Raw genomic sequence first — 25371 nt, 5'->3', positions numbered from 1 at the left:
GACGGTGCCGCTAAATATTCGCGCGGCCCGTTCGTCTATCAGGGAGGAAAGCCGGAACGGGGCCCCGCCTCGCCCGCCGCTTTCGCGTCAGATTCACCGTTTCCGCGTTTTTGCCTGACTTCCCTTTACCGACGTTGCCGATGACAGCCGCCCACGAGCCTTCCTCCCCGCCGTCCCTCGACGCCTCTCCCGGCCGCCCCGCCGCGCGCCTGATCCTTGCGCTGCTGCGCGAAAGCCGCGTATCGCTCACGCTTGCGCTCACGGCGTGCGTCCTGAATGGTGTCGCGAGCGTGCTGCTCGTCGCGACGCTGAACCGTGCGCTCTCTCAACCGGGCGCGGCCGATGCATCGCTCGCGTGGCGTTTCGCCCTGTGCGCGGTGATCGCGCTCGTCACGCGGATCGTGTCGGGCACGCTGTTCGCCCGCCTGTCGCAGGACACGATGGCGCGGTTGCGCGTCCATCTCGCGCGACGCGTCGGCGCCGCCGAATTGCGCGACATCGAGCGGATCGGCGCGGCGCCCGTGCAGTCGGTGCTGACCGACGACGCGACCAACGTGTCGATGCTGTTCTTCGCGCTGCCGAACCTGGTCATGCACGGTTCGATCGTGTTCGGCTGCCTCGGTTATCTCGCCTGGCTGTCGTGGCCCGTGTGCCTGCTGGCGCTGGCCGCGATCATCGCAGGCTCGCTCGGCTATCACACCGGCGACCGCCGCGCGATCGCGTCGCTCGAGGCGGCCGGCCACGCGCAGGACCGCCTGTTCGGCTATCTGGGCTCGCTGTTCTCCGGCGCGAAGGAACTGAAGCTGCACGACGCGCGTGCCCGCCAGTTCGTCGACGGCCAGCTCGGCGCCGCGATCGGCGAAGTGCGCGACCACCGCCGCCGCGCGTTCAGCGCATACGCGGTCGGGGTCGGCTGGATCATCTTCCTGTTCTACGTGTTCCTCGGCGCCGCGTCGTTCTGGCCGCAGCTCGGCGTGCATGCCGACCCGGCCGCCGCCGCCGGCTACGTCGTCGTGTTCCTGTTCATGCTCGTGCCGCTCGACGGTCTGCTGAACAACCTGCCGACCGTCAACGCCGCGCGCGTGTCGCTCACGCGAATCGAAGGCGTGATGGCCGAATTCGGCGCGCTGCGCACGGTGCCGCCCGCCGCCGACGCACCCGACGTGCCGCCGGCCGGCGCCGTCACGCTGCGCGGCGTCACGCATGCGTACTTCCACGAACGCGACGAACGGATGTTCAGCATCGGGCCGATCGACCTGACGATCAAGCCGGGCGAGCTCGTGTTCATCGTCGGCGGCAACGGCAGCGGCAAGACGACGCTCGCGAAGGTGCTGACGGGGCTCTACGAACCGGAGGAAGGCACGATCGAGGTCGACGGCCGCACGATCGGCTGGCGCGAGCGCGCCGCGTACCGGCAGCGCTTCAGCGCGGTATTCAACGACTTCCACCTGTTCGACGCGCTGCTCGGCATCGTCGATCCCGACGATCCGTCGCGCGCGCAGGCCGACGCACGGGCGAACGCGCTCGTCGCGAAGCTCGCGCTCGACCACAAGGTGAAGGTGGTCGACGGCGCGTTCTCGACGCGCGCGCTGTCGACCGGTCAGCGCAAGCGGCTCGCGCTCGTCGTCGCCTATCTGGAAGACCGGCCGTTCTACCTGTTCGACGAATGGGCGGCCGACCAGGACCCGTCGTTCAAGGCCGTGTTCTACGAGCAGCTGCTGCCCGAGCTGCGCGCGCGCGGCAAGGCCGTGATCGTGATCACGCACGACGACCGCTACTTCGATCTCGCCGACCGGCTGCTGAAGCTCGACAACGGGCGCATCGTCAGCGACACGATGCCGGCGCGCTCGCGTGCGCAGGATGGTGTCGATGCACTGAGCGCCTGAGCGACGGGCGACAAAAAAATCGCCGACGCGCTGCCATGGCAGTGCGTCGGCGATTTGCATTTCGGAAGCGAATCGTGCCGGCGGGCAATTCACTGATCGCGCCGATCGCGACACCCTGCCCGTCAGCTCTTGCGCACGGCCGGCAGCGTCAGCATCGTATCGGTCATCACGTCGGCCAGCTTCAGCGCCGACATCGGTCCGCCGAACCCCCAGATGTTGCGTTCGATCAGCGCGATCCGGCGCGCCTTCATCGCGGGCACGAAGCGCCACACCGGCGAATCGAGTTTCGCGGACAGCGGCACGTCCATCCCCGATGCGGTGACGAACATCACGGCCAGGTCGCGCTGACGAAGCAGATCGGCCGACGTCACGTACAGCGTGCCTTCCCGCGTCGGCTTGCGCGGCCACGGATCGAGCCCGAGCGCACGCGCGAGGCCCGCCGACGTGCTGTTGCCCGTGTAGGCCCAGTAACGATCGGGCAAGCCGAGATCCTGCAGCAGCGCGACGCGCTCGCCCGTGCGGCCCGCGGACGCGAGCCGCGCCGCATTGCGCGCGATGCCGGCGTCGAGCTGCGCATCGACCGCCTGCGCACGCGCGTCGCGCCCCGTCACCGCGCCGATCGTCCGGAAGATCTGCCGCATCCAGTCGAGCTGCGTGACCGGTACGCCGCCGTCGGATACGTTCGGGCTGAACTGGAACAGGATCGTCGGCGCGATCCGGTCGAGCGCGTCGAAGATCGGCGCGTGGCGGAAGCCGACGCCGATGATCAGGTCGGGCTTGACCGCCGCGATCGCCTCGAGCCCCGGCTCCTGCCGCGAGCCGATGTCGGTCACGTGCGCGAGCCGCTCGCTCCGGTAGCCGAGCCAGCCCGGGTAGAACGCGGTATCGGCCATCCCGACCGGCACGAGGTCGAGCGCGATCACGCTTTCCGCGAACATGAAGTCGAGTGCGACCACGCGCTGCGGCCGCACCGGCATCTTCGCGCTCGCCTGCGACACGACGGGGTTGCCGGCGAGCGACGCGGTGCCCTGCGTGCCGCGCGCGCCGTCGGCAACGGAAGCCGCGGCAGCCGAGGCGGGAAACGCGCCGCAACACGCGGCGCCGAATGCCGCCGCGAGTGCGCCGAGCGCATGCCGGCGGCCGGCGTGCGTCACCGGATCGCGTCCTGCTCGGCCAGCGCCGCGTCGTCCATCGTCAGTAGCAGGGGGCAGCTTCCACACAGTTGCGTTTCTCCAGGAATTTCGTAGCGCAGGCAGCACACGCGGCGCGCGCGAAACGGCGTCGGCAGCAGTGCCGAGCGCGGCACGGCGTCGCGCACGGGCATCCGCAGCGGATTCGGTTCGCCGCGCACGCAGGTCGAGCCGAACAGCCAGTCCGCATCGCGGACGGGGTCGGCCGCGCACGGCAGCGAACGATACGTATCGAGCAGATAGTCGAGCAGGTTGCCCGCGTTGCTCCACAGCACGCGCGGCGTGACGCGGCCCATCGCCGCGAGCAGGTCGATCACCGCGCCGAGATGCGCGAGGAGCCCCGCATAGCGCGGCGCGGGATCGTCGCACGGCGCGCTGAGCGCGTCCGGCGCGAAATACAGCGCGGCCGGCATCCCGTCGTCGAGCGCGACGAACGTGCGCGCCGGGTTCATGTCGAGCGGCCGGCCGAGCGTCAACGCGGCGACGACACCGGCCGGCGCCGCGCGGCCGAAATAGTATTTGCTCCATTGCGACATCAGCGCGCGCGCGTGCCGCGCGGGATCGCCGCCGTAGTGGCCGACCATCGCGTCGAGCACGATGTCGCGATGCGCGGGCAATTCGGTGACGGGCACGACGATGCGGCCCGGCGGGTGCGCGTCGTCGGGCATGCCGAGCCAGACGACATCGAGAGGTTCGGCGAACGGTTGCGGCGCGAACGCCGAAAAGCGCGTGGCGCGCGTCTCGTCGAGCACCGGCGTCATCGCCCCGCGCGCCGGGCGCGGCGCCCCTCGAGGATCAGCAGCCCGAGCAGATACGGTGCGCCGATCAGCGCGGTCAGCACGCCTGCCGGCACTTCGCGCGGCGCGACGACCGTGCGCGCGGCCAGATCCGCGACACCGAGGATCAGCGCGCCGCACGCGGCCGCGAGCCACAGCCGCGTGCGATGCCGGCGCGCGCCGAGCATCGTCGCGACGTGCGGCGCCATCAGCCCGATGAAGCCGACCGGCCCGACCGCCGCGACGGCCGCACACGCGGCGAGCGTCGCGATCGTCAGTGCGAGCGGCCGCAGCACGGCCACCGGCAAGCCGAGCGCGGCGGCCTGGTCGTCGCCGAGCGCGAGCATGTCGAGCGGTTTCGCGAGCCATGCGAACACGGGCACCGCGAGCACGCACCACGGCAGCAGCATCGACCCCTCGCCCCAACTGCGGCCATAGGTGCCGCCGACGAGCCACACGACGAAGCGCGCGGGCTGCACGCTTTCCTGCGTGATCAGCCATTGCGCGAGCGTGGTCCACAACGCGCCGATGACGATCCCGGTCAGCGCGACCGCGAGCGGCGCGTAGCGATGCCGGTGATTCAGCGCGAGCGTGATCGCGAGCGACAGGCCGCCGCCGATCAGCGCGGCGGCCGCGAGCGTCACGTGGCCCATCAGCGGCCACGTCGACAACGCGAACAACGTGACGAGCCCCGCGCCCTGCGTGACGCCGAGCACTTCGGGGCCCGCGAGCGGATTGCGCACGACGCTCTGCATCGCCACGCCGCTGACGGCGAGCAGCGCACCCGCGAGCAGCGCGCACAGCAGGCGCGGCATGCGCAGGTCGATCAGCATCCGCGCGAGCCCATCCTGCCCCGACAGCGCGGCCGACCAGCGCGCGGGCGACAGCCATTCGGGGCCGGCCGACACGCCGACCCACACCGCGAGTGCGCCGACCACGACGAACAGCGCCGTGCGCAGCGGCCAGCCGAGCCGTTCGAGCCAGCCGACGAGCCGCGCCGAGCCGCCGCCCGCCGCCGGTTCCGCCGCGGCATGGAGCACGCCCGACCAGGCGGCGCCGCGCCGGATCATCGCGAGCATCAACGGCGTGCCGACCAGCGCGATCGCGACGCCGGTCGACAGCGTCGCGTCGAGGCCCGACGCGAGTACCGCACTGTCGGTGACGAGCACGAGCGCGCCGCCGGCGAGCGCCGACAGCGGCACCAGCACGCCGAGCCGCGCGGCGCGCGCGCCGCGCACCTGGCGCAGCAGGTTCGGCGCGACGAGGCCGACATACGACAGCGGGCCCGCGATACTGACGGCCACGCTCGTGAACGCGACCGCGACGATCGTCGCGGCGAGCCGTGTCGCATCGACGCGCACGCCGGCCGCGGCCGCCGCGTCGTCGCCGAGCGTGAGCGGATTCAGCGGCCGGATCACGAACGGCAGCGCGACCAGCGGCACGACGAGCCAGCGCGCGGCGAGCGCGAGGCCCGTCGCGCCCGGCTGGTAGAGGCTGCCGTTGGTCCACAGCGCGGCGCCCGCGATGTTCTGCTCGAAAAACGCGAGCACGAGCGTCGACAGCGCGGCGAACAGCAGCATGCACACGCTGCCCGCGAGCACGAGCCGCAGCGGCGTCGCGCGCCAGCCGCCGGCCGCGGCGATCGCGCACGCGGCGGCGGCCAGCCCGCAGACGAACAGCAGCGGCACCGACGCGACGCCCGCCAGCGCCGGCACGAGCATCGCCGCGAGCAGGCCGAGCTGGGCGCCGCCCGTGACGCCGAGCAGGTCGGGCGACGCGAGCGGATTGCGCGTGAGCGACTGGAACAACGCGCCGGCGATCCCGAGGCAACCGCCCGCGACGAGCGCGGCCGCGACGCGCGGCAGGTTGAGGTCGAACAGGAACACGTGCGCGAGCGCCGCGGCATCGCTGCCGGGCGCCGCGTCCCACCACACGCGCAGGTCGGGCGCGACACGCAGCGCCGCGAGTACGGCGATCAGCGCGACAAGGCCGAACGCGATCGCGCCGGCCCGCCCGGTAGCCGCGCCCTTGCCCGCCGCCGCGAGGCGCTTGCGCATCGCGAACGTCGTCATACGGCGAGATCCCGGTCGAAGACGCCGGCCGCCCGCGGCGCGCCGTCGGTGGTCGGACCGTAGGCCGGTACGCACATCGGCGCGCCCGTCTGCGGATGCGCGAGCTTCAGCATGTCGACGCCGAACGCCGCGCGCAGCCGCGCCGGATCGAGCATCGCGTCGGGCGTGCCCTGCGCGACGAGACGGCCCGCGCGCATCAGCACGATCTCGTCGCTGTACGCGGCCGCCTGGTTCAGGTCGTGCAGCACCCATACGATCGTCAGCCCGCGCGTGCGGTTCAGCGTGCGCAGTGCGTCGAGGATGTCGAGCTGGTGATGGATGTCGAGATAGGTCGTCGGTTCGTCGAGCAGCACGATCGGCGCCTGCTGCGCGAGCGCCATCGCGATCCACGCGCGCTGGCGTTCCCCGCCCGACAGCGCGCCGACGTCGCGCTCCGCGTCGTCGGCGAGGCCGCTCGTGTCGAGCGCCTCGTCGATCGCCGCATGGTCGGCCCGCGACAGGCCGCGCAGGAAGCCGCCGTACGCATAGCGCCCGTAGGCGACGAGTTCGCGCACCGTGAGGCCCGACGGAATCTGGTTGAACTGCGCGAGCATCGTCAGCTCGCGCGCGAGCGCGCGACGGCGAAACGATGCGAGCGGCCGGCCGTTCACCTCGACATGGCCGGCACGCGCGGGCTGCAGGCCCGCGAGCGTGCGCAGCAGCGTGCTCTTGCCGCAGCCGTTCGGTCCGCACAGCGCGGTGACGCGGCCGGCCGCGATCGACAGGTCCAGCCCGTCGATCACGACATGGTCGCGATACCCTACCGACAGCCCGCGCGCGGCAAGCGCGGCGGTACTACGCGTCATCAATCCTCCGTTCGGTCGCGCGGGACCGTATAGCTCTGCGCCATCGCGACGACGACCTTGCGCGGCCCCTCGAACGGGTCGCGCGCGTGCGCGGTCAGCATGTTGTCGAGCATCAGCACGTCGCCGGTGCGCCACGGGAACACGATGCGCTGCTGGTCGAGCACGCCGCGAATCTCCGCGAGCGCGTCGGCCTCGAGCGGTTCGCCGTCGCCGTAGTACACGTTGCGCGGCACGTTCTCGAGCCCGACCGCATCGACGAGCGCTTCCTGCATGTCGTCGTCGAGCGCCGACAGGTGGAACAGGTTCGCCTGGTTGAACCACACGCGGTCGCCGGTGCGTGGATGGCGCGCGACGGCCTGGCAGCGTTCGCGCGTGCGCAGCAGCAGCTCGCCGTCGTCGTCGGTGCGCCACGCGCATTCGATGCCGCGCGCCGCGCACATCCGCTCGACCTCGGCCGGCTCGTCGGTGCCGAACGACTGCTGCCACGGCAGGTCGAGCCCCTGGCCGAAATTGCGCACGTACAGCAGCTCGCGCTTCTTGAAACGCGCGACCAGCGCCGGATCGAGCGCGCGATACACCGCGCGGCTGTCCGCGATCGGCGTGGCGCCGCCCTTCGGCGCGGCGAGCGCGCAGTGGAACCAGATCCGCAGCGGCCATTCGCGCGTGTACGACTGCTCGTTGTGCAGCGGAATCGCGCGGTGCGGCGGATATTCGGTCGACGTGTAGACCGCGCCCTCGACCTGGCTGCGCGGCGTCGACGCGTATTCATAGCCGATCAGCGGATCGCCGAACGATGCCGCGAACTGCTGGAACGCGTCGATCGACGGCACGTGAAAACCCGTGAACAGCACACCGCCCGCCCGTTCGAGCGTGTCGGCCGCGATCTCGCGCGCGAGCGGCGCGACATCGTCGATCGACATCCCGTCGCCGCCGCGCGGCGACACGACGGTGGGCAGCCCCGGCTCGATACGCAGGTCGTCGAGCGTCGGCAACGAAAGCAGGGTCATGCAACGTCCTCTTCAGGTGGCGCGCCGGAGCACGGCGCAGCAGGTCACGATGCGCGCGTCGCGCGCTCGCCGTCCATCGCGCGGCGCAGGCTCGCCGGGCGCATGTCGGTCCAGACGGTCTCGATGTGCGCGAGACAGTCCGCCTTCGGGCCGCTCACGCCGACTTCGCGCCAGCCGGCCGGCACGGGCCGGAACGTCGGCCAGATCGAATACTGTTCTTCGTCGTTGATGACGACCGTGTAGACGAGATCGTCGGTGTCGGCGGTAGGCGTCGGGGCTTGCGTCATGATCGGAAATCGCTGAGGCGGTTGAAGGAGGCGAAGCGGCGGTTTCGGCCGCTCCTGTCTGATAGACGATTGGCCGGCGCGTTTTTTTACCGCCGCCGCGCGCGGCCGCCCAGGAACACCGGGCACGCGACGCCGCGATGGCACGCGTCGAGGCATTCCGCGCAGTGGCGCTCCGCGTCGCGCACCATGAAATGCACGAGCGTCTGCGATACGTTCAGCGCGCGCGCCGCGGTCTGCAGCGTTTCCTCGCGCAGCCGCACCATCTCGAAGGCCGCGCGGCTGCGCGCCGGCAGGTCGTCGAGCGCGGCCCACACGCGCCGCAGCGTGTCTCGCGTCATCAGCGCGGCTTCCGGTGTCGGCTCGGGCGACGGCACGTCGAAGCCGTCGTCCTCTTCCGTGTGATAGACGTTTTCGAGGCTTTGCCGGCGGCACGCGTCGATCGACGCATTGCGCACCATCCGCGTCACGTACGCGACCGGCTGGCGCACCGCGTCCTGGTTCGGGAATTCGACGAGCTTCACGAACACGTCGTGCACGACGTCCTCGGCGCGGCTCGCGCACCCGACGAAGCCGCGCGCGACATTGACGAGCATCGCGCGATGCGAGATCAGCACATCGAGCAGCGCGCCCTGCGCGCGGGGCTCCGACGCACGGCGCGTACGCGGCGCGGCGCGCGGCGGCAGGTCCGGACAACTGCCGAGGAACGGGTTCGCCGCTGCCGCCGCCGGTCGGTCGAGCACTTCCGCCATGGCCATCGATCTGCTCCGTCTAATTCCGAGATAGCGCAATTTAACGTAAACGCAAATCATTCTCAATCCGATTACAGGATGACCCTTTCAGTTGTCAGGATTTATCTGAACAATCGACGGAATCGTTGTGCGGGCGGAGGGAGCGTGCGTTCGTCCGGCGTACCCGGCTTGCGGGCGGCCGACGCGATCTTTCACGCGCCTGACGAAACGCCTGTACGTGTCATGGGCGGTAGCAACTTCTTACTACGTGAAATTTTGGGGGCTCGTACGATCGACTTGCCGTTTCCAAGGGAGAAAACCATGAAATCCATCGTGTTGTCCGCTGTCATGGCTGGCGCGTTGTCGAGCGTGATGCTGACCGGATGCGTTGCCTACCCCGGCCCTGCCGAAGTCACGATCGGCTGGCATGGCGATCGGTACTGGGACGGCAATCGCTATTGGGAGCGCCGCGACTGGGAAGCCCGGCACCCCGGCCCGCGTGACGACCGCCGCGACGACCGTCGCGACGATCAGCGGCCGCAGTGGTAAAGAAAGGCCGCTCCCCTGATCCGCCATTCAACGACAGGAACTCGACATGAAAACGCTACTGAAAACCCTGACCGCCGCGGCCGTCGCCGCCGCCGTGCTCGTACCGGCCATGGCCGAAGCGCATCCGCATCGCGTATGCCACTTCGAGCATCACCACCACAAGGTGTGCCGCTGGGTGCGTTGAGCGCCGTGCGGCAGATGCGGAAAAGCGCCGGCAAGCCGGCGCTTTTTTATCGTCGCGACAGGAACGGACCGGATGGCCGGGCGCTAGCGCTGCCAGTGCTCCGGCGCCAGCCCTGCCTGAAACGACAGGATCACCGCGAGCCCGGCGCCGTTGATACCGTCCGCCAACTCGACCGCCCCTTCGCGAGACTGCGCGATTCGACATGGGAGGGCGACGCGTCGCGCTGGTAAAAGCCAGCGATCGTCTTCCCGGCCGACATCGTCTGCGCATGCGCCGCGCCCATCGTCGAGACAACGAACAGGACGGCCATCGTGGTGCCCTTCAAGCGTATCCCGTCTCCTCCGGGACAAAACGCCCGGCTGTCGCCCCTCGCATTCGCCCGCGTCAGTAGATGAACAGCCGGATCGTCGCCGTCGCGTCGAACCGACCAATCTTCGGCGGCCCGAACGACTTCAGCACCGCGTCCATCAATACGCTCTGGTTCATGACGTTGGACGGGAATTGAGCCAGGTTGAACTGTTCGTTGAACGGAATCGCCTTGCCCTGACTGTCCTCGATGCCGATCCCGAAATTACTGTCCTTCGCGGGCACCAGCAAGCCGTTCTGCACCGGATAGCTCGTTTCGAAGTACCCGTCGACGCGTACCGCAACGTTGCATTTCTTCGTCAACGACAGCGAAAACCGCTTGCGCGGCACCGCCGGCAGGAAGCCGTTGCCCACCGCCTGCACCTGCCCGAAATTGACGATGCCCGGCTCGGGAGTCACGAGCACGTCGACGAAGCACGGTGTCGGCTTGAGATTGCGTAGCCCGCTCAGGCGGTACTGGAAGCTCGGGTTGTAAGCATTCAGCCCGAACTCGCCGTCGAACTGGAACACCGTATAGATGTCGCTCGGCGGTTGAACCCAGTTGCCCTTCTTGCGTACGACAACCTGATAGTCGATGCTGATTCGCGTCTGCTGGCAACGCTTACGGTCGAAGTCGTACCTGCTGCACGGCGGCACCGAATAGCCGGTGAACACCCCACCCCCGCGGTTGCTGGTCTTGTCGAAGTAATCGACCCCCTGGTAGCGGATACCGATCTCGAGCCCCCATGCGGCAGGATTCGTGCGGTTCGGATTCGCGTAGAAATAGATGTTGTCGACCACTTTCAGGCTGCTGTCGTCACCCAGGTCCTTGTAGCAATAACCCGAGGTTGTGCGCACGGGCGACACCCAGATCACATAGCCGTCCGGCGCATCGGTCGGATACGACGCCACGCCGCCGATTGGCTCCGTCAACGAAGTTGCGCCGCTGTTGGTCAGGCAGCGCAGCGCCCAGGCGGGCTGCACGGCCGCGACCAGCAGCAGGAGCACGATCCAGCGTAACCAGGCCGCGGAGGATGCCCGAAGATGCATTCGCCCGCTCATTTCTTCACGCTCTTGCAGGCACCGGCGTCGCACGCATACTCGACCGCCACCTGGCCGCCGTAATCGTCGATATGCGTGACGAACAGCGTCGACGGCGTCGCGGCCTTGAACGGCACGTCGGCCGTGCTCATCGGGCTCACCATCACCGGCTCGATCGGCACCGGCGTCTTCTGCGCGCCCGCGCTCACGTCGACCACCGTCACGTGATACGGCGTCGGGTTGTCGAACACCAGCTTGTGCGCGGCCGCGTCGACGCGCAGCGTCATCGGCAGCGTCCAGTCCTCGTCGCGCGCGGGCTGCACGGCCTTCGGCCGGTAAAACAGCTTCATCTGCGTATGCAGTGCGATCTGCAGCGTGTTCGGCGTGTCGGTCTTCGGCGGCACTTCGCGGATGTTCAGGTAGAACACCGATTCCCGGTCGGCCGGCAGCTCGGTGCCCGGCAGCTTCGCGATCCGCAGCACGTTGCGCTCGTTCGCCTCGACGCGCTGCAGCGGCGGCACGACCATCAGCGGCGTCGCGATCTTGTTGCCCTTCGTGTCCTCGAGCCACGACTGCACGAGATACGGATACGTCGTGCTCTTGTTGGTGATCGTGACGATCGCCGCCTGTTCGCCTTCGTTGAAGATCACGCGCGTGCGGTCGGGCACGATCGCCGCCTGCGCGGCGCCCGCGAGCAACGTACCGGCGGTCGCGAGCACGCACCACGCGCGCCGCGAAAAGGAAAGGGAGAAAGCGTTCTTCATCGCTGGATCCATGAAATCATCGTTCGACCCGCGCGGCCGCTGCATGCGACTCGCCGGACGTCTGGCACGTCACCGGGATCGGCGTGCCTTCGAGTTGAAGCTGGTTCGGCAGTGCATCGACCGTGCAGAGCGTGCGTTCGCCCGCGCGCACCGCCAGCGTCGACTTCGGCTGAACCTGGGTCAGGAACGCCGCACCGCCCTCGCCGACGATGCCGAGCTCCTTGCCGTTCGCCGCGTCCTGCACCGACGCCCCGAACGGCAACGGCTTGCCGGCTGCATCCGTCAGCGTCAGGTACAGGTTGCTGCCGCGCGCGGCGGAGAACTTCACGAAGCCGATCGCACCATCGGTCAGCACCATGCGCTGGATCGGGTTCGTCACCTGCACTTCGAGCGGCAGCTTCTCGACGTTGACCGTCGCGTCGTACACGTTGTACGGCGAGATGCCGTCGAGCACCGCGTAGCCGCGCGAATCCGTACGCGCGAGCGTGCCGGACAGCGGCACGTCGGGCACGCCGTCGGTCGACACCAGCAGGCGCGTATCGCCCGCATTGCCGTTCGCGTGCGCGGACACGCCGTACTGCGTCGCGACGAACGAGCCGTCGACTTCGAGCGACGCGGCCGCGTAGGCATTCGCGAGCGTCGACGCCTGCGCGGTGAGCTGGTACGCCGACGTGCGCTGGCGGAAGCTCGCGTTCGCCGACGCGCGGCCGTCGGTTTCACCCGCATTGACCTGATAGGTGCGGCCGGCCGGATCGTCGTAGATATAGCCGGCGTTCACGCTCGTGCTGCCGCTGCCGGTCGTCAGGTTCGACGTGACCGTGTGGCGGCCGCCGATCGGCAGCGTCGCGGTCACCGAGAACTGGTTGCCGCTCGCGCCCGCGCTCTGCGTGCGAAACGCCGACACGCTGACGTTCAGGTTGCGCAGCGTGCCGATCGAGAACGCACGCGTCAGCGTGAGGCCGACACGCTGCTCGGACGAACGCGCCCAGTAGGTCGTCTGGTCGTATGAAAAATAGGTCGACGTGTCGCCGAAACGCTTCGACATCGTCGCCGAATAGCGCTGCTTGCTGTTGGCAAGACCGTACGCGGTCGGGTCGCCCGAGAATTGCGCGAAGTTCGTGTACTCGCGCTCGGAAAAGCGATAGCCGAAGAAGCGCACGTCGGCATCGAGCCCGTCGAAGTGCTTCGAGTAGTTGATGCGATACGAGTTGCCGTTGCGCGTCGCGCCGTTCCACCACAGCCGTGCACGCGCATGCGTGACGTCGGCCGACACCGCGCCGAACGCGCCGAAATCGCGGCCGACGCCGAGCGCGACCGACGTATAGCCCGATGCCGCGATGAAGCCGCCGTAGGCGGTGATGTCGAACGGCAAGCCGTACGCGATTTCGCCGAAGCCGAAGAACGGCGTGATGCCGGCGCCGCCGAACAGGCGCGGCTTGCCGACCGCGGCCTTGTAGCGCAGTTGCCCGGTGCGCGCGAGAAACGGCACGGCGGCCGTCGTCACCTGGAAGCGCTGGACGCTGCCGTCCTCCTCCTCGACCGCGACGTCGAGCGTGCCCTGCACGCTCGTGTTGATGTTCTGCAGCGCGAATGCGCCGGGCGACACGCGCGTCACGTACAGCACGCGGCCCGCCTGCGACACCGTCACGGTCGCGTTGGTGCGCGCGACGCCCGAGATCAGCGGCGCATAGCCGCGCAGCGAAGGCGGCAGCATGCGGTCGTCGCTGCGGATCGACGCGCCGGTCAGCGCGAACGTGTCGAAGATGTCGGAGGTCAGGTAGTCGTCGCCGAACGTCACCGTCGACTGGATCGACGGCAGCGCGCGGAATGCATACAGCCGGCTGAAGCGGAACGTGCGGTCCGCGTACGCCGTGTTGCCCACGTTCGATTGCGCCTGGTAGTCGCCGCGAAAGCGCCATGCATCCCAGTTCGCGCCAACCGTCCCGTAGGCCTGGACCGAATTCGTCTGCCCGCCGCCCGCACCGAAGTTGCGGTTCGTGTTGGCGATCACGCGATAGTCGAGCATCGCGCCCGGAATCCCTTCGGACCAGCGCTCCGGCGGCAGATAGGTCGAATCGGTGAATTCGAGCGCGGCCTGCGGAATCGTGATCTTGAGCCGCCCGTCGCTCTTCAGGTAACGCACGGTCGCGCCCTCGATCGCGCCGAGGTCGACGCAACGTCCGCCCTGGAAGCGCGGCAGGTCCTTCGCGAGCGACGGTTTCAGCCCGAACTGCGCGACGAGTTCCGGGGGCAGGCACGGCTTGCCCGCGCCGGATGAGTCGAGCGCGATGAACTGGATCGCCTGCAGCCCGTAGAACAGGTCGTTGACCTGCACGTCGAGCATGTACTCGCCCGGTAACGTGAAGTCCGCCTGCGAGAACTGCGACAGATCGACATTGTTCGTGCCGTCGATGTTCAGGAACGACGAATTGAATTCCGTCGCATGGCTCTGGCTGCCGACGACCAGCACGGAGACGCAAAGGAAGGAATGTCTGATTCGCACGCGGCGCTACCGGAAGTCCAGGAAGAAGAAAACGGGAGGAAGGAAGAAGGAGGAAGGGATGCGCGCATCCCTCCTCCGGTACGGCCGCTTACTGGTAGCGGACCGTGAAGTTGGCGACGCCGTCGGCGGTACCCGGCGTCACGCCGGCTGCCGTCGCTTCGTACATCGCTGCGAAGCGAGCGATGTTCGTGCCGTTCTGCAGCACGGTCGGTGCCTTTTGCTCGGCGCCGTTGTCGAGGTATTCGCCCGACGCCGCCTGCAGGCGGATGCCGACGTTGGTCGCCGAACCGATCGTGGCGAGCAGCTTCGGCTGGCCCGCGCTCGACGTGCCCGTGAACGTGAAGTACGCGTTCTGCGCGATGCTCGTGTCGCAGTCGGTCAGCTTGATGTCGAAGTTGGTCGGCGTGGACTTGTCACCGGCTTGCTTGAACACGTTGGTCGGCACCTTGCCGAGGTTCACGGTCTGGTTGACCGAGCCCGAGTCGATGCCGCATGCGCCCGCGACGATCTCGCCCGTGAAGTTGATCGTGCCGGTGCCCGCTGCGAAGGCCGAGGTGGACAGGGCCGCGAGTGCGACAGCGGTCAGGATGGATTTTTTCATGACGTTTCCCGTAAGGAGTGCAAATGGAATAGACGACGTATCGGACACAAACGGCAGCGCATGACGGCTCCCGTCCGACACGAGGCGGCATTATCGAGATAATCGTGAAAGTTTTCTGTAAATCATTGTCAAATGCTTATGACAATCTCCGATTTACCCCTCTTGAACCACATTCCTTCCGCTCGATTTCCAATCCCGCATTTTCCATCCGCAGTCCTTTTTTATTTCACGGAACCGATTGAAGATTAAGGGAAATTCTTTCCGATAACCGTCAACGCCCCGCATCGCCCCGCCTGTATTGACCCCGACAATCACCGCCAATCAAAAGACAAAATATTGTCCAATGCCGCCATCGTTGTCCGGAGACAACGGCAATCTCAAATCATTTCCAACTGACAGGAAATTAACCGAGGTATTTAACCAATACGGAATCGCCGCGCAAACGATTGCGAAAAGATACAAACGTTTTACTGCGACACTTTGCCGCCATGATTAATTCCAATTCATTGATTAATCCATTCGTCAATTGCCCATTTGAAATCGCACGCTTGCGCGGTCATCGGAACGCGATTGGCCGGCCCGGAGGAACGAGACGAAGAGACGAGAATGCAGCGCATACGTTTGCGCCGGCAGGCGACACGAACGGTCGCCGGATGCGGGTTGCCGCGGAAGGCGCGCGTGCGCCCCGCCGCGAAATGAATCACACCTGGAGGATTCGCCGGACAGCGAAAGGAAGTGCCGACAGCGACCGGCGATACGGCCGGCAGCACGACTGTCGCGGCGGCGGCCGCACGCCGGATCGTACGGCCGCCATCATGTCGTGCGTCGCGCCGCGGCACCGGGCGACGACACGCATGTCACGCGGAAATCGCCGCCTCGGCCGAGGCCGGCGTCCAGCCGCCACCGAGCGCGCGGTACAGCGCGATCGCATTCGCGAGCCTGAGCTGCTTGAGTCGGATCAGCTCCTGCCCCGACTCGTACGTGCTGCGCTGCGCGTCGAGCAGTTCGAGATACGTCGCGACACCGCCCGCATAACGACGCTCGGCGAGCTTCAGCCGCGCGCCGTCGGCCGCATACACCGCCTGTTGCGCGGCAAGCTGGCGATCGATCCAGTCGCGCGCGGCGAACGCGTCGGCCACTTCACGGAACGCGGTCTGCACCGTCTTCTCGTATTCGGCGACCGCGATGTGCTTGCGTGCGTTCGCGACGTCGAGATTCGCGCGATTGCGGCCGCCCGCGAAAATCGGCAGCGTGATGCGCGGCGCGAACGTCCATACGCTCGTGCCGGCGGAGAACAGGCTCGAAAACGCGTCGCTGACCGAGCCGTAGTCGGTGGTCAACGCGATGCGCGGAAAGAACGCCGCGCGCGCGGCGCCGATCTGCGCGTTGGCGGCCTTGAGCCGCGCCTCGGCCTGCCGGATGTCCGGCCGCCGTTCGAGCAGCGCGCTCGGCGCGCCCGGCGCCACCGGTGCGATCGACAGCGTGTCGAGCGCGCTCGCGTCGTCGGGCACGTTGCGTGCGAAGTCACCCGCCAGCAGCTGCAGCGCCCGCACGGCCTGCGCATGCTCGCGCTGCAGCGCGGCCTGCGAGGCACGCGCGGAGGCCACCAGCATCTCGGCCGAGCGCAGCTCGATCGCGTCGCTCGTGCCGGCCGCATAACGACGCTGCGTGAGCGCGGCCATGCGTTCGCGCGCATCGAGCGTGCGCTGCGCGAGCGCAAGCTGTTCGTGCAGCGAGCGTTCCGACACGTACGCGCCCGCCACTTCGGCGATCACGCCGATGCGAACCGTGCGCTGCGCGTCGGCCGTCGCGAAATACTCGGCAAGCGCCGCATCGGACAGGTTGCGCACGCGGCCGAACAGGTCGAGCTCGTACGCGCTGACGCCGACGCCCGCGCGGTACAGCCCGCTGATCGCGCTTTCGCGCACGACCGGGTCGTACTGGCGGGCGCGCTCGTAGCCGAGATTCGCGTCGACCGACGGCATCCGGTCCGCGCGCTGCACGCCGTACAGCGCGCGCGCTTCGTCGAGCCGGCCGGCCGCGATACGCAGGTCGCGGTTGTTGGCGAGCGCGGCATCGATCCACGCCTGCAGCGCCGGATCGGTGAAATACGCGTGCCAGTCGTCGAGCAGCGCGGCATCCCGCGCCGCAACCGGTTCGGCGGCCGGCGCCGCGCTGCCGTCGACCGGCGCATAGCTCGGCGGCACCGGTGCCGCGGGCCGCTCGTAACGCGGGGCGAGCGAGCACCCGGCGAGCGCGAGCGCGGCGACCAGCGCGAGCCGAACCCGCAGCGCCGCGCGTGCATTCAGCGCAACCATCATTGCGAACCCTCCATCGCCGCCGGCCGCGCCCCGCCGCGCCGGCGCGGGCCGACATCGAACAGGCGGCCGACGATCACGAAAAACAGCGGGACGAGGAACACCGCGAGCACGGTCGCCGTGATCACGCCGCCGAGCACGCCGGTGCCGATCGCCATCTGCGCGCCGGACGCGGCGCCCGACGCGAACGCGAGCGGCAGCACCCCGACGCCGAACGCGAGCGACGTCATCACGATCGGCCGCAGCCGCAGGCGTGCGGCCTCGAGCGCGGCGTCGACGAGCGACATGCGCTGCGCGACGAGATCCTTCGCGACTTCGACGATCAGGATCGCGTTCTTCGCGGACAGCCCGATCGTCGCGATCAGCCCCACCTTGAAATAGATGTCGTTCGGCATCGCCCGCAGCGTGACGCCGAGCACCGCGCCGATCACGCCGAGCGGGACGACCAGCATCACCGCGAACGGGATCGACCAGCTCTCGTAGAGCGCCGCGAGCGCCAGGAACACCACGAGCACCGACAGCGCGAACAGCATCGGCGCCTGCGCGCCCGACAGCCGCTCCTCGAACGATTGCCCCGACCACGCATAACCGATGCCGGCCGGCAGCTGCGCGGCGATCCGCTCGATCGCGGCCATCGCCTCGCCGCTGCTGTGGCCGGCCGCGGCCGAACCGTTGATCGTGAACGACGGATAGCCGTTGTAGCGCGTGAGCTGCGGCGGCCCGAGCGTCCAGTGCAGCGTCGTGAACGCCGCGAGCGGCACCATCTCGCCGCGCGCGTTGCGCACGCGCAGCTTCTTCACGTCGTCCGGATCGAGCCGGTGCAGCCCGTCGGCCTGCACCATCACGCGCCGCACCTGCGTGCCGTGCATGAAGTCGCCGATATAGTCCGAACCGAACATCACCGCGAGCGTCGTATTGATCTCGTCCATCGACACGCCGAGCGCGGACGCCTTCGCGCGATCGATGTCGAGCTTCAGTTGCGGCGCATCCTGCGTGCCCGCGAACATCAGGTCGGTCAGCGCACGGTCCTTGCCGCCCGCGGCGAGCAGCTGTTCGCGCGCGGCGCTGAACGTCGCGTAATCGAGCCCGCCGCGGTTCTGCAGCCGGAAGTCGAAGCCGCTCGACGAGCCGAGATCGGGCAGCGCCGGCGCGTTCATCGCGAACACCGTGGTGTTCGGCGTGCCCGCGAATCGCGCGTTGATGCGCGCGACGATCGACTGCACGTGATCGCGCTCCGCCTTGCGCATCTTCCAGTTCTTCAGCGTGACGAAGATCATCCCGCCGTTCGGCCCTTCGCCGTACAGGTTGAAGCCGCCGAGCGCGAACGTATACGCGGCCGGCTCATCCTTGCGGATATACGACTCGACCTCGCGCACGCTCTGCATCGTTTCCGCGAGCGGCGTGCCTTGCGGGCGGATCACCATCACCATGAAGTTGCCCTGGTCCTCGTCCGGCAGGAACGCGGTCGGCAGCTGCGCGAGCATCAGCACCGCGGCCGCGATCAGCGCGCCGTACACCACGAGCCAGCGCACGGGCTTCTTCAGCATCGTGCCGACCCGCGTCGCGTAGCGCTGCGTCGCACGCGCGACGAAACGGTTGAACCAGCCGAAGAAGCCGCGCTTCTCGTGATGGTTGCCGGACACGGGCTTGAGCAGCGTCGCGCACAGCGCGGGCGTCAGCGACAGCGCGAGGAACGCGGAGAAGCCGATCGACACCGCGAGCGACAGCGCGAACTGCCGGTAGATGTTGCCCACCGCGCCGCCGAAGAACGCCATCGGCACGAACACCGACGTCAGCACGACGGTGATCCCGACGATCGCGCCGCTGATCTGCTTCATCGCCTTGACGGTCGCGTCGTACGGCCCGAGCCCCTCCTCGACCATCAGCCGCTCGACGTTCTCGACGACGACGATCGCGTCGTCGACGAGGATGCCGATCGCGAGCACCATCCCGAACATCGTCAGCACGTTGATCGAGAAGCCGGCCGCATACATCACGCCGAACGTGCCCGCGAGCGCGACCGGCACGACGAGCGTCGGGATCAGCGTCGCGCGCAGGTTCTGCATGAACAGGAACATCACGAGGAACACCAGCACGCCGGCCTCGATCAGCGTCGTGACGACCTTGTTCATCGACACGCGCACGAACGACGAGGTCTCGTACGGGATCTGGTACTTCACGCCCGGCGGGAAGAACCGGGACAACTCGTCCATCGTCGCGCGCACGCGTTTCTCGGTCGATACCGCGTTCGAGCCCGGCGCGAGCTTGATGCCCATCCCGGTCGCGACCTTGCCGTTCACGTACGACGGGTAGTTGTAGTCGTTGCCGCCGAACTCGACACGCGCGACGTCGCGCAGGAACAGCGCGGAGCCGTCGGCCTGCGTGCGCAGCGCGATCGCGCCGAATTCGGCCGGCGTCTTCAGCGGCGCATCGGCGAACACGGTCGCCGCGATCGGCGCGCTGGCCGGCACCGCGCCGCGCCCGATGTCGCCGATCGTCACGCGCGCGTTGTGCGCGCGCACGGCCGACGCGATGTCCGACGCGGTGAGGCCGTGCCCGGCCATCTTCACCGGGTCGGGCCAGATCCGCATCGCGTACTCCGCGCCCCAGAACTGCACCCGGCCGACACCCTCGACGCGACGCAGCGCCTGCACGACGTTCGCCGATGCATATTCGCCGAGCTGCACGTCGGTCATCCGGCCGTCGTCGGACGTGAGCGACACGACGAGCTGGATGTTGTCGGCGGCCTTCTCGACCTGGATGCCGTCGCGGCGCACCGGTTCGGGCAAGCGCGCCTCGACCGTCTTCAGCCGGTTCTGCACTTCGACGGCCGCGAGATCGGCGTTCACGCCCTGCTTGAACGTCAGGTACAGCGACGCCATTCCGACGCTGCTGGTGGCCGACGTATACATCAGCCCCGGCGCGCCGTTCATCTCGCGCTCGATCAGCGCAGTCACCGATTCCTCGACGACCTGCGCGGACGCGCCCGGGTACGTCGCATAGATACTGACGACGGGCGGTGCGATGTCCGGGTACTGCGCAACGGGCAGCGCGCGGATCGCGAACATGCCGCCCAGCATGATGAAAATGGCGATCACCCACGCGAAGACGGGGCGATCGATGAAGAAACGTGCCATGTTGGTTTGAACCGGTCAGGTTTGACGGGCGGCCGCCTGCGAAGCGGCCGCGGCCGGCGCCGCCTTCGACGGCGGCGACTTCTCGACGGGCTTGACGGCCGTATCGGGCGCGAACTGCGACGCGTCGTCGACGATCACGCGTTCGCCGCCCGCGAGGCCGCGCGTGATGCGCCAGTCACGGCCGCTCATCTGGTCGGCCGTGACCTCGACGTCCTTGACCTTGCCGTTCGTGCCGACCACGCGTACCGACGTACGGTCGGCGGTGCGCAGCAGCGCATCGCGCGGCACGAGGATCGCGCGCTGGTCGACCGCCGTGTCGAGCGCGATCCGCACGTACGCGCCCGGCAGCAGTTCGCGCTCCGGATTCGGGAACAGCGCGCGCATCGCGACGGTGTCGGTGGTCGGATCGACCGCGAGATCGCTGAACAGCAGCTTGCCCTTCAACGGATACACGGTGCCGTCGGCGCGCAGCAGCGTCACCGCGACGTCGTGCTGCGCAATGCCCGTCGCGCGCCCGCTCTTCACCGCGCGGCGCAATGCGTCGACATCGGCGGCCGGCTGCGAGAAGTTCACGTAGATCGGATCGAGCTGCTCGACGGTCGTGAGCGGCGTCGCCTGGTCCTGGCCGACGAGCGCGCCTTCGGTCACGAGCGCGCGTCGCGCGCGGCCCGCGATCGGCGCGGTGACGGTGGCATAGTCGAGCTGCAGTTGCGCACGCGCGAGCTCGGCCTTCGCCGATGCGACCTCGGCCTTCGCCTGCGTATCGGCCGCAACGGCTTCGGTATGGTCGCGCTCGCTCACCGCGCGGTCGCGCACCAGATCGTCGTAGCGGCGGCGCTTGTCGCTCGCCGCGAGCGCCGCGGCCTGCGCTTTCGCGAGCGCGCCCTGCGCCGCGTCGCGGGCGGCCTTCAGCGGCGCGGGATCGATGCGGAACAGCACCGCGCCCTGCTTCACTTCCTGACCTTCCTCGTAGGTGCGCGCGGTGACGATGCCCGCGACCCGCGCGCGCACTTCCGCCTGCCGGTACGCGTCGAGCCGGCCCGGCAGTTCGACGGTCATCGGCACGGCCGTCGGACGTACCGTCACGACGGTGGCCTGCTTCGCGGTCTCCGGCACGGCGTCCTTGTCGCCCTTTCCACATCCGGCCAGGGCCAGCACGGCCGCCAGCGCGAACGGCGCCAGCCCGTGGCGCGACAGGGAGCGATTGTTATTCATGTTTGACCTCGGATCGTTCGCCGCCGATACAATGCGGCGGCTCAGGGTGGCCGATTATAATCAGTCACGACTGATTAAATACTTGCCGTTTCAATCTGACCGACACACTGTCTCAATAAAACGACAGCGAATTGTAAGGAGCTTCACGACATGGCCCGCAAGACCCGGGAAGAATCGCTCGCCATCAAGCACCGGATCCTCGACGCCGCCGAGCTCGTGCTGCTCGAGAAAGGCGTCGCGCAAACCGCGATGGCGGACCTCGCCGAGGCCGCCGGGATGTCGCGGGGCGCCGTCTACGGCCATTACCGCAACAAGATGGAAGTGTGTCTCGCGATGTGCGACCGCGCGTTCGCGCGCACGTCGGAAGGCTTCGACGCGGGCGACGGCCTGCCGCCGCTCGCCACGCTGCGGCGCGCGGCGTCGCACTACCTGCAGGAATGCGGCGAACCGGGCCCGATGCAGCGCGTGCTGGTGATCCTCTATACGAAGTGCGAGCAAAGCGAGGAAAACGGCGCGCTGCAGCGGCGCCGCATGCTGCTCGAACTGCAGATGCTGCGGATCACGAAGGCGCTGCTGCGCCGCGCGATCGCGGCCGGAGAAATCGCCGCCGATCTCGACGTGCACCTGGCCGCCGTCTATCTCGTGTCGCTGCTCGAAGGCGTGTTCGCGTCGATGATCTGGACCAACCGGCTGCGCGGCAATCTGTGGAACGACGCCGAAGCGATGCTCGACGCCGGTTTCGACACCGTCCGGACATCGGCCGCGTTGCGCGTTCGCGCGCAAAAATTGCCAGGCCAGTGAAAAACGTCGTAACAAATGCTGATTTAGCCCGATTTACCGCACTGCGAAACGAATGAGCTGACCCTCTTTAAAATTTTTAACGTTTCCCGGAACATCGGTAGACTGACGCTGTCATCTTTCTTTAGCGTCTTCGTGATAACCGGGTTCGACCCGGTATGCACGCCGCCGTTCGAAGCGGGCTCGCCCCGTGTGTTGGGTCGAACGGAAACGACACAGGCCCCTGGCGGGGCCTGTTTTGTTGCACGCCCGCCGCCCGCCCCGTCGCCGTTCGACGGATGAGCCGCCGGCGGCCCCTGCCCACACCCCTTTGAACCGCTTTCCTGGATGTGGACACCTTGGTCAAGTCTGCCGCTACTCCTGATGCTTTCGCGCCCGGCCGCGCGCAGCGCATCGCGCGCGCGCTCGTGCCGGCCGCCGTGCTCGGCGCCCTCGCCGCATTCGGTCTCGCCGCCGCGCTGCCGGCCGTATCGCAACTGCCCGGCGCCGTCGATTCCGGCACGGCCGCGCTGCCGCAGCGCGTACTGTCCGACACGCCGTTTCCCACCGCGCAGCATTTCGTGACGAGCGAACTCGCCCGCACGATCGGCGAGCGCAACGAACATGTCGATCTCAACGACCGCAGCCAGCAGCCGGGCCTGTTCGCCCCGCTCAGCGCGCACCGCAACGACATGCTCGGCTATGCGAGCCTGTTCCGGTTCGCGGCGCCCGAGAACCAGAACGGAATGCGCGCGGGCGACATCGAACTCACGCTGTCCGACACGCTGAACCGCCTCGACGTACCGCCCGAAGTGCGCATCCAGCTCGGCGATCTCGTCACCGGCAAGGTCGCGATGCGCGCGAGCGCGCAGCGCGGCGACTACTACCGCGTCGCGTTCGACACGAACGACGGCACGCCGCGCCTCACCGCGCTCGAGCTGCGCGTCGCCGGCCGCACGTTCGGCGCGATCTGGTTCCGTGCGCCGGGCGCCCAGCACGGCGCGTACTACACGCTCGACGGCGCGCCGCTCGAAGCGGCCGCGTTCACGATGCCGGTCAAGTGGACGCGCATCAGCTCGTTCTTCGGCGAGCGCATCCATCCGTTGTCGCAGGCGATGGCGTTCCATACGGGTGTCGATCTCGCCGCGCCGAGCGGCACGCCCGTCGATGCGGCGGCCGACGGCGTCGTATCGTTCGCCGGGTTCGATCCGGGCGGCTACGGCCGCTACGTGATCGTCGATCATGCGGACGGCTACTCGACCTACTACGCGCACCTGTCCGCGTTCGCGCGCGGGCTCAAGGTCGGCGAAACCGTCAAGCAGGGCCAGCGCATCGGCTCGGTCGGGATGACGGGCGCCGCCACGGGCCCGCACCTGCATTTCGAGGTGCGTGTCGCGAACGATCCGGTCGACCCGCTCGTCACGCTCGCCAGCGCGCAGACGGCGCTGTCCGACATGCAGCTCACCGCGTTCCGCCAGGAAGCCGCGCAATGGCGCTTCCGCCTCGCGTCGATCAATACGGCGCCGTTCGCGTTCGCGCAGAACGACGGGCCGCTGTGGGGCGATTTCGCGACCGACAAATCGACGCTGCGCGCGGTCTTCAATACGCACTACTCGGCGTCGTAACGCGCGTGCCGCGGCGTGCGGCGCGCCGTTACTGCGCGGGTTCCGTGCATTCCGCCGCCTGCACGGCGCGTTGCGCGCGCGGGCGGTGCGACAGCAGCCAGCGTGCCGCGCCGTCGAGCGACGTGCACAGCACCAGATAGATCACCGCGACGAACAGGAAGATCGGTGCCGGATACACCATCAGCCGGTTGTTCACCTGCGTCGCGACGAACGACAGCTCCGGCACGCCGACGATATACGCGAGCGACGTGTCCTTCACGAGCGCGACCCACTGGTTGACGAACGACGGCGTCATGATCCGGATCGCCTGCGGCAGCAGCACGTAGCGCACCGTCTGCCAGCGCGTGAGCCCGAGCGACAGCCCGGCCTGCCATTGCCCGTCACCCGCCGCGACGATGCCCGCATGCACCGCATGCGCGAGATACGCGCCGCCGATCAGGGCAAGCGCGCACACGACCGTCGCGAGCCCCGGCACGTCCATGTGCAGCAGCACGGGCATCAGGAAATACGTCCAGAAGATCAGCATCAGCACCGGAATCGCACGGAAGAAACCGATGAACGCGAGCAACAGCACGCGTGCCGGGCCGCGTGCGAGTGCCATCGCGACGCCGAGCGCGACACCGAGCACCGCCGACGCGATGGCGGACGCGATCGCCAGCACCAGCGACAGCGCGGCACCGCCCAGCGGGCCATCGGGATATGCGCCGACGAGCAGGTACGGCAGGTTGGAGAGGAGCAGCGAAAGGTCCATCGTCACCGCCCCGCGCCGAGCCGGTCACGCCATTGCGTGGCCGCGTACGCACCGGCCTCGATCGCGGCCACCGCCGCGACGTACAGCAGCGTCGCGACGCCGAACGCGGCGAAGGTCTTGAACGTCTCGGTCTCGACCTGCCTGGACGCATACGACAGCTCGGCCACGCCGATCGCCATCGCGAGCGACGAGTTCTTCACGAGATTCATGTACTGGCCGAACAACGGCGGCAACGCGATCCGCACGGCCTGCGGCAGCACCACGTAGCGCAGCGACTGCATCGGCGTGAGGCCGAGCGCGGCGGCCGCGTCATGCTGCGCGCGCCGCACGCCGCGCAGGCCGGCTTCGCACTCCTCGGCGACGAACGCGGCCGTGTAGGCGCTCAACCCGACCCAGCCCGCGACGAATTCGAACGACGGCCACGCGAGCGTGAACGGACCGGCGCTCACCGCATGGCGCGCATTCAGCCACGCGATCCACGTGTCGGGCAGCAACGACGCGACGCCGAAATACCAGAACAGCAACTGCACGAGCAGCGGCGTGTTGCGAAATGCGACGATGTACGCGGCGGCGGCCGCGCGCGGTGCCGCGCCGCGTGCATGACGCATGACGGCGAGCAGCAGCCCGCCGACGGTCGCCGCAACGGCCGACGCGGCCGCGAGGCCGAGCGTCAGCAGGAAGCCCTGCCAGAGCCAGGACAGATATTTGGGAGCCAACCCGAGCATGTCGTATGACGGGCGCGAAACGCGCGATCGAAAGAAAACGAAAAG

The 25371-nt window shown here is 68.5% G+C and carries 22 protein-coding genes; 5 read left to right on the top strand and 17 right to left on the bottom strand.

What is annotated here, in order from left to right:
* Positions 1-140: 140 nt before the first annotated feature.
* Positions 141-1886: a cyclic peptide export ABC transporter gene (locus VXM69_RS27980; RefSeq protein ID WP_367189567.1), complete on the top strand. Its 1746-nt coding sequence runs from the start codon at positions 141-143 to the stop codon at positions 1884-1886.
* Between the two features lie 122 nt (positions 1887-2008).
* On the opposite strand, the gene VXM69_RS27975 is transcribed toward VXM69_RS27980, so the two are convergent.
* From VXM69_RS27975 to VXM69_RS27945, 7 genes are all read right to left on the bottom strand, one after another.
* Positions 2009-3040 carry an ABC transporter substrate-binding protein gene (locus VXM69_RS27975; RefSeq protein WP_367189566.1) on the bottom strand — a complete coding sequence of 344 codons (1032 nt, stop codon included), beginning with the start codon at positions 3038-3040 and terminating at the stop codon, positions 2009-2011.
* Positions 3037-3837: a siderophore-iron reductase FhuF gene (fhuF, locus tag VXM69_RS27970; protein ID WP_367189565.1), complete on the bottom strand. Its 801-nt coding sequence runs from the start codon at positions 3835-3837 to the stop codon at positions 3037-3039. The genes VXM69_RS27975 and fhuF overlap by 4 nt, the downstream gene beginning before the upstream one ends.
* A complete protein-coding gene (fhuB, locus tag VXM69_RS27965) occupies positions 3834-5924 on the bottom strand; it encodes a Fe(3+)-hydroxamate ABC transporter permease FhuB (RefSeq protein WP_367189564.1) in 2091 nt (696 codons plus the stop codon). Before fhuB ends, fhuF begins: the two co-directional genes overlap by 4 nt.
* The gene (locus tag VXM69_RS27960) at positions 5921-6769 is read right to left on the bottom strand and encodes an ABC transporter ATP-binding protein (RefSeq protein ID WP_069705159.1); all 849 of its coding nucleotides are present in this window, start codon (positions 6767-6769) and stop codon (positions 5921-5923) included. Before VXM69_RS27960 ends, fhuB begins: the two co-directional genes overlap by 4 nt.
* Positions 6769-7776, bottom strand: a complete 1008-nt coding sequence (locus VXM69_RS27955; RefSeq protein WP_034186925.1) for a TauD/TfdA family dioxygenase — start codon at positions 7774-7776, stop codon at positions 6769-6771. The genes VXM69_RS27960 and VXM69_RS27955 overlap by 1 nt, the downstream gene beginning before the upstream one ends.
* Before the next feature lie 44 nt (positions 7777-7820).
* Positions 7821-8063 carry an MbtH family NRPS accessory protein gene (locus VXM69_RS27950; protein ID WP_034186926.1) on the bottom strand — a complete coding sequence of 81 codons (243 nt, stop codon included), beginning with the start codon at positions 8061-8063 and terminating at the stop codon, positions 7821-7823.
* 86 nt (positions 8064-8149) lie between these two features.
* On the bottom strand, positions 8150-8818 hold the full coding sequence (locus VXM69_RS27945) for an RNA polymerase factor sigma-70 (protein ID WP_124669093.1): 669 nt from the start codon (positions 8816-8818) through the stop codon (positions 8150-8152).
* A 294-nt stretch (positions 8819-9112) separates the two neighbouring features.
* Between VXM69_RS27945 and VXM69_RS27940 the strand changes: the two genes are divergently transcribed.
* Positions 9113-9340 carry a hypothetical protein gene (locus VXM69_RS27940; RefSeq protein WP_034187028.1) on the top strand — a complete coding sequence of 76 codons (228 nt, stop codon included), beginning with the start codon at positions 9113-9115 and terminating at the stop codon, positions 9338-9340.
* Between the two features lie 46 nt (positions 9341-9386).
* Positions 9387-9524 carry an HHHH-motif protein gene (locus tag VXM69_RS27935; RefSeq protein WP_167361868.1) on the top strand — a complete coding sequence of 46 codons (138 nt, stop codon included), beginning with the start codon at positions 9387-9389 and terminating at the stop codon, positions 9522-9524.
* A 130-nt stretch (positions 9525-9654) separates the two neighbouring features.
* Here VXM69_RS27935 and VXM69_RS27930 read toward each other — a convergent pair whose 3' ends face one another.
* From VXM69_RS27930 to VXM69_RS27895, 8 genes are all read right to left on the bottom strand, one after another.
* On the bottom strand, positions 9655-9849 hold the full coding sequence (locus VXM69_RS27930; RefSeq protein ID WP_301742561.1) for a hypothetical protein: 195 nt from the start codon (positions 9847-9849) through the stop codon (positions 9655-9657).
* 59 nt (positions 9850-9908) lie between these two features.
* Entirely contained in the window at positions 9909-10919 is a 1011-nt protein-coding gene (locus VXM69_RS27925; protein ID WP_167361867.1) for a fimbrial protein, read from the bottom strand.
* An 8-nt stretch (positions 10920-10927) separates the two neighbouring features.
* Positions 10928-11674: a molecular chaperone gene (locus VXM69_RS27920; RefSeq protein WP_034187029.1), complete on the bottom strand. Its 747-nt coding sequence runs from the start codon at positions 11672-11674 to the stop codon at positions 10928-10930.
* Between the two features lie 16 nt (positions 11675-11690).
* The gene (locus VXM69_RS27915; RefSeq protein WP_367190213.1) at positions 11691-14144 is read right to left on the bottom strand and encodes a fimbria/pilus outer membrane usher protein; all 2454 of its coding nucleotides are present in this window, start codon (positions 14142-14144) and stop codon (positions 11691-11693) included.
* A gap of 121 nt (positions 14145-14265) precedes the next feature.
* Entirely contained in the window at positions 14266-14778 is a 513-nt protein-coding gene (locus tag VXM69_RS27910) for a fimbrial protein (RefSeq protein WP_034186931.1), read from the bottom strand.
* A gap of 857 nt (positions 14779-15635) precedes the next feature.
* A complete protein-coding gene (locus tag VXM69_RS27905) occupies positions 15636-17096 on the bottom strand; it encodes an efflux transporter outer membrane subunit (RefSeq protein WP_367190212.1) in 1461 nt (486 codons plus the stop codon).
* Complete coding sequence (locus tag VXM69_RS27900; protein WP_367189563.1) at positions 17096-20233, bottom strand: multidrug efflux RND transporter permease subunit; 3138 nt, start codon at positions 20231-20233, stop codon at positions 17096-17098. The genes VXM69_RS27905 and VXM69_RS27900 overlap by 1 nt, the downstream gene beginning before the upstream one ends.
* Positions 20234-20248: 15 nt before the next feature.
* Positions 20249-21448, bottom strand: a complete 1200-nt coding sequence (locus tag VXM69_RS27895) for a MexX/AxyX family multidrug efflux RND transporter periplasmic adaptor subunit (RefSeq protein ID WP_367189562.1) — start codon at positions 21446-21448, stop codon at positions 20249-20251.
* Positions 21449-21598: 150 nt separating this feature from the next.
* Between VXM69_RS27895 and VXM69_RS27890 the strand changes: the two genes are divergently transcribed.
* Positions 21599-22249: a TetR family transcriptional regulator gene (locus VXM69_RS27890; RefSeq protein ID WP_034186935.1), complete on the top strand. Its 651-nt coding sequence runs from the start codon at positions 21599-21601 to the stop codon at positions 22247-22249.
* A 335-nt stretch (positions 22250-22584) separates the two neighbouring features.
* Complete coding sequence (locus tag VXM69_RS27885) at positions 22585-23850, top strand: M23 family metallopeptidase (RefSeq protein ID WP_034186936.1); 1266 nt, start codon at positions 22585-22587, stop codon at positions 23848-23850.
* 28 nt (positions 23851-23878) lie between these two features.
* Here the strand turns inward: VXM69_RS27885 and VXM69_RS27880 are convergent, their stop codons facing one another.
* Positions 23879-24601 carry an amino acid ABC transporter permease gene (locus tag VXM69_RS27880; RefSeq protein ID WP_343726812.1) on the bottom strand — a complete coding sequence of 241 codons (723 nt, stop codon included), beginning with the start codon at positions 24599-24601 and terminating at the stop codon, positions 23879-23881.
* Positions 24602-24603: 2 nt separating this feature from the next.
* Positions 24604-25326, bottom strand: a complete 723-nt coding sequence (locus tag VXM69_RS27875; protein ID WP_069705165.1) for an amino acid ABC transporter permease — start codon at positions 25324-25326, stop codon at positions 24604-24606.
* Positions 25327-25371 lie beyond the last annotated feature (45 nt).

The sequence above is a fragment of the Burkholderia sp. Ed8 genome (genome assembly GCF_040761425.1).
GTDB classification, from domain to species: Bacteria; Pseudomonadota; Gammaproteobacteria; order Burkholderiales; family Burkholderiaceae; genus Burkholderia; species Burkholderia seminalis.
The sequence above is the reverse complement of the archived record's forward strand: the minus strand, read 5'-3'. Positions and strand labels throughout refer to the sequence as shown.

Bases quoted from the DNA above. Each gene is read 5' to 3' on its own strand.
- VXM69_RS27980 (WP_367189567.1), top strand. From the start codon at position 141: ATGACAGCCGCCCACGAGCCTTCCTCCCCGCCGTCCCTCGACGCCTCT.
- fhuF (WP_367189565.1), bottom strand. From the start codon at position 3,837: ATGACGCCGGTGCTCGACGAGACGCGCGCCACGCGCTTTTCGGCGTTC.
- fhuB (WP_367189564.1), bottom strand. From the start codon at position 5,924: ATGACGACGTTCGCGATGCGCAAGCGCCTCGCGGCGGCGGGCAAGGGC.
- VXM69_RS27960 (WP_069705159.1), bottom strand. From the start codon at position 6,769: ATGACGCGTAGTACCGCCGCGCTTGCCGCGCGCGGGCTGTCGGTAGGG.
- VXM69_RS27955 (WP_034186925.1), bottom strand. From the start codon at position 7,776: ATGACCCTGCTTTCGTTGCCGACGCTCGACGACCTGCGTATCGAGCCG.
- VXM69_RS27950 (WP_034186926.1), bottom strand. From the start codon at position 8,063: ATGACGCAAGCCCCGACGCCTACCGCCGACACCGACGATCTCGTCTAC.
- VXM69_RS27945 (WP_124669093.1), bottom strand. From the start codon at position 8,818: ATGGCCATGGCGGAAGTGCTCGACCGACCGGCGGCGGCAGCGGCGAAC.
- VXM69_RS27940 (WP_034187028.1), top strand. From the start codon at position 9,113: ATGAAATCCATCGTGTTGTCCGCTGTCATGGCTGGCGCGTTGTCGAGC.
- VXM69_RS27935 (WP_167361868.1), top strand. From the start codon at position 9,387: ATGAAAACGCTACTGAAAACCCTGACCGCCGCGGCCGTCGCCGCCGCC.
- VXM69_RS27925 (WP_167361867.1), bottom strand. From the start codon at position 10,919: ATGCATCTTCGGGCATCCTCCGCGGCCTGGTTACGCTGGATCGTGCTC.
- VXM69_RS27920 (WP_034187029.1), bottom strand. From the start codon at position 11,674: ATGAAGAACGCTTTCTCCCTTTCCTTTTCGCGGCGCGCGTGGTGCGTG.
- VXM69_RS27910 (WP_034186931.1), bottom strand. From the start codon at position 14,778: ATGAAAAAATCCATCCTGACCGCTGTCGCACTCGCGGCCCTGTCCACC.
- VXM69_RS27905 (WP_367190212.1), bottom strand. From the start codon at position 17,096: ATGGTTGCGCTGAATGCACGCGCGGCGCTGCGGGTTCGGCTCGCGCTG.
- VXM69_RS27900 (WP_367189563.1), bottom strand. From the start codon at position 20,233: ATGGCACGTTTCTTCATCGATCGCCCCGTCTTCGCGTGGGTGATCGCC.
- VXM69_RS27895 (WP_367189562.1), bottom strand. From the start codon at position 21,448: ATGAATAACAATCGCTCCCTGTCGCGCCACGGGCTGGCGCCGTTCGCG.
- VXM69_RS27890 (WP_034186935.1), top strand. From the start codon at position 21,599: ATGGCCCGCAAGACCCGGGAAGAATCGCTCGCCATCAAGCACCGGATC.
- VXM69_RS27880 (WP_343726812.1), bottom strand. From the start codon at position 24,601: ATGGACCTTTCGCTGCTCCTCTCCAACCTGCCGTACCTGCTCGTCGGC.
- VXM69_RS27875 (WP_069705165.1), bottom strand. From the start codon at position 25,326: ATGCTCGGGTTGGCTCCCAAATATCTGTCCTGGCTCTGGCAGGGCTTC.